This window comes from Vibrio sp. PSi01 (assembly GCF_054960695.1).
On sequence record NZ_JBHNYN010000019.1, the window covers coordinates 37432 to 50839 of the forward strand.

General features: G+C 43.6%; 12 protein-coding genes. 5 read left to right on the forward strand and 7 right to left on the reverse strand.

What is annotated here, in order from left to right:
* Positions 1–22: 22 nt before the first annotated feature.
* Positions 23–838, reverse strand: coding sequence for a phosphate ABC transporter substrate-binding protein (locus ACFI6G_RS19185; protein WP_010431028.1), 816 nt, complete (start codon positions 836–838; stop codon positions 23–25).
* A 306-nt stretch (positions 839–1144) separates the two neighbouring features.
* Between ACFI6G_RS19185 and ACFI6G_RS19190 the strand changes: the two genes are divergently transcribed.
* The gene (locus ACFI6G_RS19190; protein ID WP_010431025.1) at positions 1145–1507 is read left to right on the forward strand and encodes a DUF3024 domain-containing protein; all 363 of its coding nucleotides are present in this window, start codon (positions 1145–1147) and stop codon (positions 1505–1507) included.
* A gap of 95 nt (positions 1508–1602) precedes the next feature.
* On the opposite strand, the gene ACFI6G_RS19195 is transcribed toward ACFI6G_RS19190, so the two are convergent.
* Both ACFI6G_RS19195 and rnb read right to left on the reverse strand, forming a co-directional pair.
* Positions 1603–2433, reverse strand: a complete 831-nt coding sequence (locus tag ACFI6G_RS19195) for a helix-turn-helix domain-containing protein (protein ID WP_010431023.1) — start codon at positions 2431–2433, stop codon at positions 1603–1605.
* Between the two features lie 163 nt (positions 2434–2596).
* Positions 2597–4603 (reverse strand): exoribonuclease II, encoded by a 2007-nt coding sequence (gene rnb, locus ACFI6G_RS19200; protein ID WP_102270052.1) that lies wholly within the window; start codon positions 4601–4603, stop codon positions 2597–2599.
* 308 nt (positions 4604–4911) lie between these two features.
* Here rnb and ACFI6G_RS19205 point away from each other — a divergent pair, with 308 nt between their 5' ends.
* From ACFI6G_RS19205 to ACFI6G_RS19215, 3 genes are all read left to right on the forward strand, one after another.
* Positions 4912–6996, forward strand: a complete 2085-nt coding sequence (locus ACFI6G_RS19205) for a DEAD/DEAH box helicase (RefSeq protein WP_081275272.1) — start codon at positions 4912–4914, stop codon at positions 6994–6996.
* Positions 6997–7751: 755 nt separating this feature from the next.
* On the forward strand, positions 7752–8945 hold the full coding sequence (locus ACFI6G_RS19210; protein ID WP_016789633.1) for an acetate/propionate family kinase: 1194 nt from the start codon (positions 7752–7754) through the stop codon (positions 8943–8945).
* Positions 8946–9251: 306 nt separating this feature from the next.
* Positions 9252–9638, forward strand: a complete 387-nt coding sequence (locus tag ACFI6G_RS19215) for a hypothetical protein (protein ID WP_016788063.1) — start codon at positions 9252–9254, stop codon at positions 9636–9638.
* Between the two features lie 102 nt (positions 9639–9740).
* On the opposite strand, the gene ACFI6G_RS19220 is transcribed toward ACFI6G_RS19215, so the two are convergent.
* Complete coding sequence (locus tag ACFI6G_RS19220; RefSeq protein ID WP_016792636.1) at positions 9741–10673, reverse strand: LysR family transcriptional regulator; 933 nt, start codon at positions 10671–10673, stop codon at positions 9741–9743.
* 211 nt (positions 10674–10884) lie between these two features.
* Here ACFI6G_RS19220 and ACFI6G_RS19225 point away from each other — a divergent pair, with 211 nt between their 5' ends.
* Positions 10885–11910 (forward strand): zinc-binding alcohol dehydrogenase family protein, encoded by a 1026-nt coding sequence (locus tag ACFI6G_RS19225; protein ID WP_016792635.1) that lies wholly within the window; start codon positions 10885–10887, stop codon positions 11908–11910.
* Between the two features lie 98 nt (positions 11911–12008).
* Here ACFI6G_RS19225 and ACFI6G_RS19230 read toward each other — a convergent pair whose 3' ends face one another.
* The 3 genes from ACFI6G_RS19230 to ACFI6G_RS19240 all read right to left on the reverse strand — a co-directional run bounded on the left by ACFI6G_RS19230 (position 12009) and on the right by ACFI6G_RS19240 (position 13347).
* Positions 12009–12644 carry a CIA30 family protein gene (locus ACFI6G_RS19230; RefSeq protein ID WP_016784223.1) on the reverse strand — a complete coding sequence of 212 codons (636 nt, stop codon included), beginning with the start codon at positions 12642–12644 and terminating at the stop codon, positions 12009–12011.
* Positions 12645–12691: 47 nt separating this feature from the next.
* Positions 12692–12958, reverse strand: coding sequence for a DUF3081 domain-containing protein (locus tag ACFI6G_RS19235; protein ID WP_010430650.1), 267 nt, complete (start codon positions 12956–12958; stop codon positions 12692–12694).
* Positions 12959–13140: 182 nt separating this feature from the next.
* A complete protein-coding gene (locus tag ACFI6G_RS19240) occupies positions 13141–13347 on the reverse strand; it encodes an ATP-grasp domain-containing protein (protein ID WP_016792634.1) in 207 nt (68 codons plus the stop codon).
* Between the last annotated feature and the right edge of the window lie 61 nt (positions 13348–13408).

A 13408-nucleotide genomic window follows, 5' to 3' on the forward strand; every position in this document is an offset into this window, starting at 1 on the left:
CATTTACTCTATCTAAGAGTCGTTACTTAATACGTGTATAACCGTACTCTTCGATAAGATCTTGCCCTTGTTTTGACTTCACGAATTTAATGAAATCTTTACTCTCGTCAGAAACAGAGTCTGATTTGTGTAGTAATAAGAATGGGCGAGCCAATTCATAGCTGTGGTTAGCAATGTTCTTTGAGGTTGGCTCAACGCCTTCAAAGGTGATCGCTTTGATCGAACGATCGATAGAACCAACAGAGATAAAACCAATAGCATGTGGGTTATGGTTAACAATCGTTTTTACCATGCTATTACTGTTTACAACCAAGTTATTTGGATTGATATCAGACACTAGACGGTCGTTAATGATTTGAGTTAAACCAAGCAAGCTTTCGAAGCTATAACGAGATCCGGAAGATGCTTCACGAGTTACAACCGCGATAGGTTGATCTGCACCGCCGACTTCTTTCCAGTTCGTTATTTTGCCTTTGTAGATATCAAACAATTGCTCACGGGTAACGTTATTTACAGCATTTGAACGATTGGTTACAACCGCTAGACCGTCAAAGGCGATTGGGAACACCTTCAATTTTTCGTTCTGCTCACGGTTGGTTAAGTAGCGTGAGCTCATACCGATCTCAGATACACCTTTATTCACCATCGTAATCCCGGCTGTAGAGCCAATACCCTGAACTGCAATATAGTTGTCAGGGTGAGTCTTGTTGTACTCCTCTGCTAATACATCCATAACTCGCGCTACAGAAGTGGAGCCCGAAATATTGGTTTCTTGTGCAAAAGCAGCATGAGAAGACAGGGCTAAGGATAAAAGAGAGGCTAGCGCGACTCGTAACATAAACAACTCCTAGTTAATAACATTTGTCGCATATCATAGGTTGGTTATATGACACTTTTGTGAAATTCTATTCGTGTGCGGCATGACGGCTAGGCGGGCTTATAAGAGCGAGCTTGGCTTAAGATAGCCTTGTGTAAATAAGTTGTCGTTGTCGCTAACCGTTTGATGGGTTCATAGGAGGTAGCTTTGTTTATGAGAGCAAGACGGGTATTTTGTTTGAGCTTATTCGCTAAAATGTTTGTTGAGTTCTAAGCTAAGTAAATGAACTCGCTACTTAGGGGGCTCTAGGAAGTCGCAAGGGGTGTTATGTCCGTCATTCATATAGAACTGAATCGTCTTTTAATTGGGGCTGAAAGGCTCTGTACTTCTCGCAATCGCAGTTTACCTGTGGAGCTAGGCAAATCCCTCTATGAAGCATGTGAGGGCGGTGTGCTGTTTTCTCAGGCGCATTATTTGCTTGACTCTTCCCACAGTGATTATACAAACGACATTGCCTGTGTGACTTTTGATGAATCGTTATCATGCTGGTTGGTCACGGTGCCGCTTGAGGATGATTCGGAAAGTGACTCTGTAAATTGGGGGCCTTATCCTTACCTCGCGAAATCAAAGGATCTTGATGCTATTCTGGCTGAAATAGAAAAAGATCCTAAATCGTACTTTTGGTCCTAACTATCTGCTTATATGCTCGCTAATGGCGCACTAACGACTTGATACCAAAAGCTGAACTCTTCCTCATACTCCCAATAATGATGTTATTCAACCTTCTAAACTTGCGGCTTCATGTTTTGCATCTGTGCTTGTGTAATCAATGAACGGAAGTCTTTTGGAGTCTTGCCATGATAGGTTTTAAAAGCGGTACTGAAGTGTGCCGCGCTTTTAAATCCAGATTCGTAAGCGATTTGAGTAATCGATTTGTTCGATGTTCTGAGCTGAGTAGCAGCATGGGCAATGCGCTTTATTTTCAAGAGATTTGAAAAGGAAAGGTCTTCGGCCGATAAACGGCGTTTAAGTGTGGCTGGTGACATCCCCATATAACTGGCTAGAGTATCGAGAGAGATATTATTTTCTATGTTCTGTTCAATGTAATGGATGACCTTTTGTGTCACGGTCAAGCTAGAAGCACGAGCGATAATCATGAGTAAAGCCGGGTATTGCTCTACCATCAGCGACAATAGGCTTAAACCTAATTGGGTGAGAGCATAGTCGTTTTGAGTTGGTGCATTAGCAAGGGAAAGGATGAGTTCTTTTAAGTGACATATATCCGTGTCAGTTTTGTTGAACTTAATGTATTTATCTGGGATCCGGGTGGATTCTAAATCACTAAACTGATTAATGAACTTCTGAAAAATAGTTAAATCAAAATCTAAACAAGTCGCACTGAATTCACCATTTTCAGTATTTATATTGACGTCTTTAATCTGTCCTGAATTGTAAAGAGTGAAATCGCCTGCTTGCAACGAAGCCTCGTTGCCATTAGGCAGCGTAAAAGAGATGCTGCCTTTGGATACGATGAAGATACCGTTTTTAGAGGCAGGGTAACGTTCACGTTTCCTGGGAATAAAGTTTCTGAATTGAGTAACTGTAATCGATGACATAGTACGCTTCTTTGACGTTGTAAACGAGTTGCTTATTGGTTTTAGTATTGTTTAAGCATGAGATATTTACAAAAAAGGCGCTATTTATTAGCGCCTTTAGAAGTGAACCTTTGAAGCTTTTTACCTTGAAAGACTAAACTTGCAAGCCTAACCTTTAAAGCTCTTAAGCTTCGGTTTCATTTGTCGTTTCAGGCTCGCTAGGCAAGTCCGCAAAAACTTGAGTAGGCTTTGCTACTAAGTTACGGTTTTCCTGATTAACTTCTGAGAGAACTACTTCTAAAACGTCTCCCAGTTTGTATACCATTTCTTTATCGATAGATACAGTACCCAAATCACTGTTGCACTCGATTCTCTCTTTATTATCAATAATGAGAGAGCCAGGGATAAACGCGGCAGCACCATTCTCAAGTAGGCGAACACGCATGCCAGCACGGTTAATATCGAATATCTCAGCTTGGAAGCGAGTTTCGTTTGCCGGAGCGTTTGCTAGAGTGCGAGCATACAACCAATCGCCCACATTACGTTCAGCCATACCGTGGTGACGACGGTGCAGAGCAAGTTCATCACCAATCGTTTCATCTGGCGTTTGAATTGGCGCTTTACCTAGGATGTGTGCTTTAAGCATGCGGTGGTTAATCATGTCACCGTATTTACGAATTGGAGAAGTCCAAGTTGCGTAAATGTCTAAACCCATAGCGTAGTGTGGCGCAGGTTCATTGCTGATCTCACTGTACGCTTGGAATTTACGAATACGGTTGTCGTAGTAGCTGTTGTCTAAAGAACCTAACCAACGACGCAAAGTTGCGAAGCCTTCTAGAGAAACGATCTGCTCTTCTGTAAATGGTGTTTCGGCTTCTGGATTAACCAGTTCTAGAACGTCTGCTAATTTCTCTGCTTTAAATCCAGAGTGACAGTTAAACACACCTTGGTTAAAGCTTTCTTTTAGTACTCGGCCTGCACAGATGTTCGCGCTGATCATTGATTCTTCAACTAACTTGTTTGCACTGCGACGCATGTCTGCGTGAATAGCGACAACATCGTTATCTTCGCTAAGCTCAAAGCGGTAGTCAGGGCGGTCTGGGAACACAACAGCGTTTGTAGAGCGCCATGCTGAACGTGCTTGTGCAAATTGGTGAAGGTCAGAAACAATCACAGCGATCTCTTCTGATGGCTGCCATTTCTCTGATGTGCCTGTTTCTAGCCAGTCAGATACGTGATCGTAAGCAAGACGCGCGTGAGATTTGATGTTCGCAGCGAAGAAGTTAATGTCATCACCGATAACACCGTCTTTAGACACTGTTACTGTGCAGCAAAGTGCAGGGCGAACTTCGTTCTCTATTAGCGAACATAAGTTGTCAGCCAAGTTACGAGGCAACATTGGGATGTTACGACCTGGTAGGTAAATCGTGAAGCCACGTTCACGAGCGACTTTATCCATAGAATCATCTGGAGAGATGTAAGCCGTTGGATCAGCAATCGCGATAGTCAGTTCAAAATCACCGTTCTCTTTCTTCTTGGCGTAAAGGGCATCGTCCATATCTTTCGTGCTTTCACCATCAATGGTCACAAAAGGTACGTGCGTCATGTCTACGCGTTCAAGATCTGCGTCATCGTTGATTTGCCAGTTGTCGATGCCTTCAGGTTCGCTGTTTGGTAGGTCGTTTTGTGCCAACGTTACCCACCAAGGCGCGATTTTGTCATCGGCATCGGTGATTTTCTCTGAGATCTGAGCTAAGAAACCGTTATCACCTTTTAATGGGTGTTGAACGATGTGAGCGACAACCCAGTCGCCTTCTTTTAGCGTTTCAGGGTTTAAGCCTTTCTTAGCTTTTGCTTTTAGTTGCAGCTTTTTCAGTTGCGGGTGATCAGGAACAACGTTCAATCGACCTTTGAAAAGCTTCACTCGTGCGATGAAGCGAGTAAGACCTTGTTCAACCAATTCCTCTGGTTCGGCTACTTCGCGTTCTTTCTCTGTACGAATGATTGCAATGACTTTGTCGCCGTGTACACATTTTTTCATATATGGAGGCGGAATGAAGAAGCTTGTTTTGCTATCGACTTCGAGAAAACCAAACCCTTTTTCAGTGGCTTTGATCGTACCTTCCTTTTTAGGGAGGGTTTCTTGGATTTGCTGTTTTAGCTGAGCGAGTAGAGGATTATCTTGAAACATCTTACTTTTATCTAACGAGGGCAATTGAGCACACTATAATCATTGCGAGAGCTGATTACTACTTAAAGCCGAAGTGGACTGAAATTAATTGCCCACTTATTTAACTCTATCAATTCGACGTAGCAGAAACTCGATGACGAGATATTCATCAAGTTTTGACGATATGATAACCAGTATTGATATAAAACCGAAAAATATGTGATGTATTTCAATTTTTTCTGGCTTTTTTTATGCATTTAGGGAATAATCCGCCTCCCTTAGACGTCCCTAATGGCTTGAAGTGTTTTATTACTGCTTCGTAACTCTGAATGGAATCAGTATCTGATTGGATCAGTATTGGAATTGATAGAGCTCCCGGGACCTTTTGTTTACTTATATATAGTGGGATCCCAATGTCCGAATCTGTAATTCAATTTAATGAATTAGCCCTAAACGATAACATTCTTTCAGCTCTTGATAGCATGGGTTTCGTTTCTCCAACTCCAATCCAAGCAGCAGCTATTCCTCTTCTTCTTGAAGGTCGTGACGCACTAGGTAAAGCACAGACTGGTACTGGTAAAACAGCAGCATTCTCTCTGCCTTTGCTTAACAAAATCAACCTGAACCAACACAAACCACAAGCAATCATCATGGCTCCTACTCGTGAGCTAGCGATTCAAGTTGCTGCAGAAATCAAAAACTTAGGTCGTGACATCAACGGTCTTAAAGTTCTTGAAATCTATGGCGGTGCTTCAATTGTTGACCAAATGCGTGCTCTAAGCCGCGGTGCTCACATTGTTGTTGGTACTCCAGGTCGTGTTAAAGATTTACTAACTCGTGACCGTCTACACCTAGATGAAGCGCACACATTTGTTCTTGATGAAGCAGATGAAATGCTAAAAATGGGTTTTGTAGATGACGTTACTTGGATTCTTGAGCAAGCTCCAGAAACTGCACAACGTGTACTTTTCTCTGCAACTATGCCTCCAATGGTTAAGACTATTGTTGACCGTTACCTACGTAACCCTGCACGAGTTGACGTTGCTGGTACTAACCACACAGTTGACAAAGTAGCGCAGAATTTCTGGGTTGTTAAAGGCGTAGAAAAAGACGAAGCAATGTCTCGTCTTCTAGAAACTGAAGAAACTGACGCGTCAATCGTATTCGTACGTACTCGTCAAGACACTGAGCGTCTAGCTGATTGGCTATCTGCACGTGGCTTCAAGGCTGCTGCACTGCACGGTGATATTCCTCAGTCTTTACGTGAGCGCACTGTTGATCACATCAAACAAGGTGTTATCGATATCCTAGTTGCAACTGACGTTGTAGCTCGTGGTCTTGATGTTCCACGTATCACTCACGTATTTAACTACGACATCCCATTCGATGTTGAATCTTACATTCACCGTATTGGTCGTACAGGCCGTGCTGGACGTAAAGGTAAAGCGATCCTACTAGTTCGCACAAACCAAATCCGTATGCTTCGCACTATCGAGCGCGTGACTAAGTCATCTATGGAAGAAATCCAACTTCCTCTACGTGACCAAGTTGCTGCTGCACGTGTTGCTAAGCTTGGCGCTGAACTTGAAACAGAGAAAGAAAGCAAAGCACTAGAAAACTTTGCAGGTCTTATCTCTACTCTTCAAGAATCTCTAGAAGTTGATGCTGCTACTCTAGCTGCAATGCTTCTTAAACGTCAGCAAGGTAAGAGCCCACTATTCTACGTTGGCGAAGACCCAATGATTGCTGCTATTGAGCGTGATAAGAATCGTCGTAAAGAGCGTCGTGAAGATCGTGATAACGGCCGTGACGGTGGTGGTCGCAACTTCAATACGCAAGATTGGGATACTTACCAATTACAAGTTGGCCGTGAGCAAGGTGTTCAGGTTAAAGACATTGTTGGCGCACTAGCAAACGAACTTGGCCTAACTAAAGGTTCTATCGGTGCTATCAAGCTTGACCAAGGTTCTACTTACGTTCAACTGCCAAAAGCAATGAACTCTGAAACTGCTGGTAAGCTAAGCAAACTTCGTATTCGCCAAAAAGAAGCTGGCGCTGTAGTTGTTGATTTCAATGACTTCCGTGAGCCTCGTCGTGGCGGCGGTGGTCGTGATGGCAACCGTGGCGGTCGTGATGGCGGTCGTGGCGGTCGTGATGGCGGCGGCTACCGTGGTAATCGTGAAGGCGGTAATCGCGAAGGTGGTAACCGTGAAGGTGGCAATGGCGGTCGTGGTGGCTACCGTGGCAACCGTGACGGTGCACGTGATGGTAACTCTGCTGGTGGTCGTGATGGCGAACGTCGCTTTGACCGTAACCGTGGTGGCGATCACCGTGGTAACTTCCGTGGCGAACGTGGTCATGGTAACGCTAATGGCGGCAACCGTGGTCGTCGTCCAGAGCGCAGCGAAGGTTAATCAACCTGTAGCGTAGACTTTAAGCATAAATGCTTTAGTCCAAACACTGAATTTAAAAGCCGAGCGTAATGCTCGGCTTTTTTGTGCGTGCTCGTTCGTTATAGCGGGTGCACCTTGTACTCAAATGGGGTATGTGAATGAGATGGTTAGCTATGACGGCGGTTGGTTTAGCAACAAAAGCAGTTAACTCAGCTTGTAGCGCATTAACCTAGCTGTATTGCGTTCTAAGCCTACACTTAAATATCGTGCTACAAGGTGGTGGGTACAATGAGTAGAAGCTATCTAACCACAGCCTAGAGCGTTATGCGTACGGTTGAGTTCGTAGTCATTGAAGAAAAGCATCTGATTGTGTCGTTCATTGTTCACTATCTTAATTTTGTGTTTTTGAAGTAAGCACTGATAAGGGGAATAAATAGTAGGCAACCCTCAGCAAGTAAGGATCGGGTAAAGTGACGTGTTCCACCAATTTATTCCATGATTATTGAGTTTCGTTCGAGTTACTCAAATTCACTGAATTAGGCTAAAAATAATTTTCGCACTCGTTTGCTTCAGTTTTTTATGAACTTTTTATTCAACTATTTTTTAATTTCGATCTCGAAATAAATAGATTGATGACGAAGATCAACTTAATTGTGTTCATTTAGTGATTTTTTCAAAACAAAAGTTGAAAGATTCAAAAATTATTGAATAATGGGCTTAACTAAAATTGAAGTTAACACTTCATCCAATTCGTACTGAAACAGGATCCATATCCAATGTCTAATTCGTTTGTTCTGGTTATTAACTCGGGTAGTTCATCCCTTAAATTTGCTGTAATCAATTCTGTTTCTGGTGAAGCAGTATTAAGTGGCCTAGGGGAGTGTTTTGGTCTTGAAGATGCTCGTATGGGCTGGAAATATCAAGGCGAGAAAACTGAAATTGCCATTCAAGGTGAAGATAACCACCACAAAATTGCCATTGGCAAATTGGTTGGCCTGATGGAAGCTCTGGGCTTCACACAAGATATCGTTGCTATTGGTCATCGTATCGTACACGGTGGCGAGAAGTTCACACAGACTGTTCGTATTACTGAAGAAGTGACGAACGAAATTGAAAGCCTATCAGATCTAGCTCCACTTCATAACCCAGCAGGTGCTATCGGTATCCGCGCTGCGATTGAAGCTTTCCCTTCTTTACCTCAGTTTGCTGTTTTTGATACTGCGTTCCACCAAACGATGCCACAACGTGCATTCACGGGTGCAATTGCAAAAGAACTATACACAGACTTCGGCGTGCGTCGTTACGGCTTCCACGGTACTAGCCACTACTTCGTTAGTCGCGAAGCTGCTAAAATGCTGAACAAGCCGGTTGAAGAATCTAGCTTTATCTCTGTGCACCTAGGCAACGGCGCTTCTGTATGTGCTATCAAAGATGGCAACAGTGTTGATACTTCAATGGGCTTCACACCGCTTTCTGGCCTGATGATGGGTACACGTTGTGGTGATTTAGACCCAGGCATTATCGAGTACCTACTTAAGAAGGGTTGGTCACAAGAGCAAGTGTTTAACTCTCTAAACAAGGAGTCTGGCTTCCTGGGTGTGTCTGGTCTTACGAGCGATGCTCGTGGCATTTTAGAAGCAATGGAAGAGGGCCATGAAGGCGCTAAACTTGCTTTTGAGGTGTTTACTTACCGCGTAGCGAAATACGTTGCTTCTTACCTTGCAACGCTAGACTCTCTAGACGGCATCATCTTCACTGGCGGTATCGGTGAGAACTCTCTACCAATTCGTCGTGAGATCCTAAGCAACCTTAAGATCCTTGGTTTTGTTGAAGATGTTGCTGGCAATGAAGCAGCTCGCTTTGGCGCTGAAGGTATCATTGCTAAGTCAGAAATGCTTGGTGCAGTAGCAATGGTTATTCCAACCAACGAAGAATTCGTTATTGCTCAACAATCGGTAGAACTTCTGTAATCTAGCCATTGCTTAAGCAAGAACATGAACAATTCAAAAGCGAGCCCAGGTGGCTCGCTTTTTTGTGTCAATTATAGTCAGATGAAAGCTACTTAACTTCGCATCTCAGTAGCACTTCATTATCAAGAACAACATTCGTCGACCAGATTAAGCTTGCCGATCTGCGCTTGTAACGGTTCCATCACTAAAGCTCGTGATGAACCCAAAATTACCTTCACGAATCAGTCTCTGGTTGCTGATTGAGATAGTATTTTGCTACAAAACGCGCATAATCTTGCTATACAACACTTAACGAAGAAATTACCTATGACTACCTTTCAATACTACTTCCACCAACTGCCTTGCTTCGACTGTAAAAAAACAACAGTAAGTACTGATCTTGGTTGGTTAACGCCTGCGATGAAAGACGCTGCTATCACACAAGTGACCGCGACTCTGGCCCAGGGGGAGGTTACGCCTGACCTTTCAGCTGAAGTGGTTTGTACGAAAGATGAAGCACGTGAGTACCTATTGCTGAACTTCTTTGGTTATTCAGAAGAAGAGCTAGTAAGCGGAATTGAAGCGGATGATGAAAAAGAAGTCGCAGATGAAATCGCAGAGCTACTAGAAGAAGGTGAAGATACGATCACCTTCGAGCATGAAATTGCGCTTCAGTGCTGTGCTGACTGTGATGTTGAAGAAGAGTCAAACTAAGCACTCGTATTATACGATGCATCCATCAATAGGTGTGATGTTCAAATGATCAAAGGCGTTAGTGGGTTAAAGTTCACTAACGCCTTTTTTATCTCTAGATCGTTAAGATTTTTGAGTCGCTATAATGTCTTGCTCGCTCAATTGAGAAAGGATCTCAGCGGTTTTCTCTCGGAATAGATCTCTCAATAAGCGAACGGTCGGGGTGATGGACTGACGACTTGGACATACTAACCACAGCTCGGTTGGGGTTGGCTTGAACTCTGGCATTATTTTAACCACTTCGCCAGAAAGCAAATGACTCGACATATCTAAACAAGATTTTATCGCCACACCTTTCCCTGCAACACACCAACGTCTAACAAGATCAGCATCGTTCGACGTGCGATTCCCTTTTAGCTTTACTTTATGATCCTGCTTGCCATCATTAAACACCCATTCGTCTTGCAACATATCATGCAGCTGATAAAGCAAACCGTTGTGCTCAGCTAAGTTACTTGGTTGGCTTGGCGTTCCCATCTTAGCTAAATATTCAGGGGCTGCGCACAATATTCTCGGCACATCGCAGATCTTGAAACCATACATGCTGGCGTCAGTCGGAGAGCCGTAACGCAGCGCCATATCAACAGAATCACGATAAAAATCGATGTTGCTGTCGCTGATGCTGGTACGAAGTGTTGCCTTTGGGTATTCAAGCAGAAATTCGTCAAGCCAAGGAGTGATCAGGTTTCGTCCTAGATCCGAGGAAAGTGCGATGCGGATTTCTCCATCCAAGATACCAAGCTCTTCGCGCATGTTGAGCTTGGCTTGCTCCAATATTTTCAAGGCTTGTTCACACTCAGGTAAATAGCGTTCGCCTGCTGAAGAGAGCCTCAGATGGCGAGTGGTTCTTACAAACAGCTCAGCGCCCAGTGCGACTTCAACACGTTTTACGGCAGCGCTCGCGGTGGCAGTACGCATATCTAGGTTGGTGGCTGCTGCGGTGATACTACGAAACTCCGCCACCTTTAAAATGACCTGCAAGTCTTCAAGAAGCATATTATCTACCTGTATTGAATTATTTTCTAAACATGGAGTTGGGACATTTCCCCATCACAATCTGCAGATGGGTTATCTCTACTTATCGCTTCTAAGTTAGCTTCAATTGCTTAATTGTCAAAAATAATTTGATAATAATTCAAACATTAGGCGGTTTATCTAAATTGAGAGTCAACTAAGATTAACTTGTCTAATTCAAGGAGAAAGCACAATGTCAGTACCATCAAAAATGAAAGCTATCGGATTTACTCAGTCACTTGCGATTGCAGAGCAAGACAGCCTAGTTGAGTTTGAAACAAACCTTCCAGAACTAAAAGAACATGATCTACTGGTAAAAGTGAGCGCGACGTCTATCAATCCAGCAGATGCGAAAATTAGAATTCGTAGTGCTCAAGATAAAACTCTCGAGCAACCAAAAGTCCTTGGTTATGACGCAGTCGGTGAAGTTGTCGGTAAAGGTACAGACGTTGAAGGCTTTGAACTAGGCGACCGTGTTTACTATGCAGGTGACGTAACTCGTATGGGCGCTAATGCTGAATACCAAGCCGTTGACTACCGTATTACGGCGAAAGCACCAACGAGCCTTTCTGATGAAGCGGCTGCAGTTATGCCGCTAGCAACACTTACAGCGTGGGAAGCGTTGTTTGATCGCCTACGTGTTCGTTCAGAAGAGAAAAAATCCATTCTGATCATTGGTGGTGCTGGTGGTGTCGGTTCAATCACGATTCAATTGGCGAGCCAGTTGACTAACCTGACGGTTATTGCGACGGCTTCAAGACCTGAAACTGAAAAGTGGGTAAGGGATATGGGGGCAGACCATGTGGTGAATCACCGTAACTTGGTTGAATCTGTACGAGAGCAAGGTATTCAGCATGTCGATTACATTTTCAATGTCGCAGACACCAAAGGACATTGGGAATCGATGGTGGAGCTGATTGCACCGCAAGGCATGATCAGTTCTATTGTTGAGTTCGATGGTGGAATTGATCTTTCTGCGCTTCAAGGTAAGTCTGCAGGTTTTGTGTGGGAGCTGATGTTCACACGTTCACTGTTCAACACAGACGATATTCAGAAACAACAAGATATTTTGTTCCAAGCAGCGAACCTGATCGATGTTGGCCGCATTAAGTCTACGCTTACTACCACATTGAATGGCTTTAGTGTTGAGACTCTGAAAGATGCACACCAACGTATTGAAAGCAGCTCCTCGATAGGTAAAACAGCCATCAAATACTAAGTACTGATGATTTGAATAGTCGACGATTTAAATAGAACAAGCCCCCTGATATCTAATTGCTCGTCAAAAGGTATCAGGGGTTTTTATTTGTTTGCGGTTTAGTCCGTTTCTGGTGATGTGATAGGTTGCGATGTTTTGAATTGAAGCTGTATTAGGTCTAGCTCAAAAGGCGAGGGCTGTTTGTCTGCAATCAAAAAGCCAATTTGCTTGATGTCTTGTGCCTTAAGTTCCAGGGCATCGCTCAGTAGCCGACCTCTGAACACCGCTTGAAAATCATTGAAGTGGAAGACCTTGTTTAGCTGCTCTCCCTTTATGGTATCGAAATCGTGTTTGTATTGAACTCGACTACCTTCCTTCCAAGTGGTGAACCTCAGTTGGTAGGTGCGACCATCACCAACGAATATTAGCTCTGCACTATCTTTTTCATGGGCAGGTGATTCAATGGAGCGCTTTACAGAACTGAAACCACCATTATTTTCTAACGAGAGCTCTCCCCTAAATCGACTCATGTTATTAAGATAAATGAGCTCGCCTGTTGAGATGCCGCCCATTACATCGTCGTTAGTCACTGTCCAGTTTTGATGCTCACTAGCTTGTGTAAAGTCGATCATGTTTGTCCCTGTTGCATCCGCTTTTAGACTTAACGAGTTTAGGCTGAGTAGAAAAAATAAAGATGTGGTTAGCCTAAATGGTAACCGTGTTTTATAAGTGGCCCCGTTCATGATTTTCTCCACTGCTTCTCCTTAGACTCTGCCTTATTGACTCAATAGCTAAGGACAGCTTACGGAGAAAGTTCAGTTTCAAGCATAGCTAAACAACGGTTGATGAAGCCTTCATAGTTCGGTGCCTTGTCGTATTCGATCTTCAATGAACCATGGAACATCAGTGTTACTGTAACGTCTCTGTAGCTTAGCCAACAGGTGTAGCCGTCGTAATCGTGCCACGCAAACATCTCGCCAAATTGATATTTGTTCTCTAATTGCTCGCCAGATGAACGAATGTAATCGAACACTCTAAGAAATTCTTTGATGGTGATTCTGTTGTCCATGTGTTGCTCCCGCTGAGTAGCCGATGAAAAAACGTTAAGTGCTTGTATTTGAATTAACTACGGTTTGGCTCTGCATTGCGATCACAGTCGGGAATTGAGTATTCAATCAATGTGGTGCGGCATGGTTTATCGGAAGTGAAATAGTGAGTTGCTTATTAACTTCCACGATCGCAAGTGGGTGGTCATGACTTTGCGCTGCCCGCAATGCGAAGTGTAGGATCAAGCTTGTGACCCAAGAAAAGATTTAAGATGGTATTGAACCAATTCCCACCACTGAAGTTATCAAGCAAAAATTCCCGGCCATCACCAATACTCCGATAGTTGATCTTGACCAGTACCGGCTCTGATTCTGTGATGATGAACTTGCTATGGCAGACACCAAAATCCACACCGAATTCCTGACGCTGACGAAGTGCTTTCTTTCGAGATTACAAGAAAGGGAGCTTTCTA

What these genes read in the sequence shown, in the direction of transcription:
- rnb (WP_102270052.1), bottom strand. Translation starts at nt 4,603, where the DNA reads ATGTTTCAAGATAATCCTCTACTCGCTCAGCTAAAACAGCAAATCCAA.
- ACFI6G_RS19225 (WP_016792635.1), top strand. Translation starts at nt 10,885, where the DNA reads ATGTCAGTACCATCAAAAATGAAAGCTATCGGATTTACTCAGTCACTT.
- ACFI6G_RS19210 (WP_016789633.1), top strand. Translation starts at nt 7,752, where the DNA reads ATGTCTAATTCGTTTGTTCTGGTTATTAACTCGGGTAGTTCATCCCTT.
- ACFI6G_RS19195 (WP_010431023.1), bottom strand. Translation starts at nt 2,433, where the DNA reads ATGTCATCGATTACAGTTACTCAATTCAGAAACTTTATTCCCAGGAAA.
- ACFI6G_RS19190 (WP_010431025.1), top strand. Translation starts at nt 1,145, where the DNA reads ATGTCCGTCATTCATATAGAACTGAATCGTCTTTTAATTGGGGCTGAA.
- ACFI6G_RS19220 (WP_016792636.1), bottom strand. Translation starts at nt 10,673, where the DNA reads ATGCTTCTTGAAGACTTGCAGGTCATTTTAAAGGTGGCGGAGTTTCGT.
- ACFI6G_RS19185 (WP_010431028.1), bottom strand. Translation starts at nt 838, where the DNA reads ATGTTACGAGTCGCGCTAGCCTCTCTTTTATCCTTAGCCCTGTCTTCT.
- ACFI6G_RS19215 (WP_016788063.1), top strand. Translation starts at nt 9,252, where the DNA reads ATGACTACCTTTCAATACTACTTCCACCAACTGCCTTGCTTCGACTGT.
- ACFI6G_RS19205 (WP_081275272.1), top strand. Translation starts at nt 4,912, where the DNA reads ATGGAATCAGTATCTGATTGGATCAGTATTGGAATTGATAGAGCTCCC.
- ACFI6G_RS19235 (WP_010430650.1), bottom strand. Translation starts at nt 12,958, where the DNA reads ATGGACAACAGAATCACCATCAAAGAATTTCTTAGAGTGTTCGATTAC.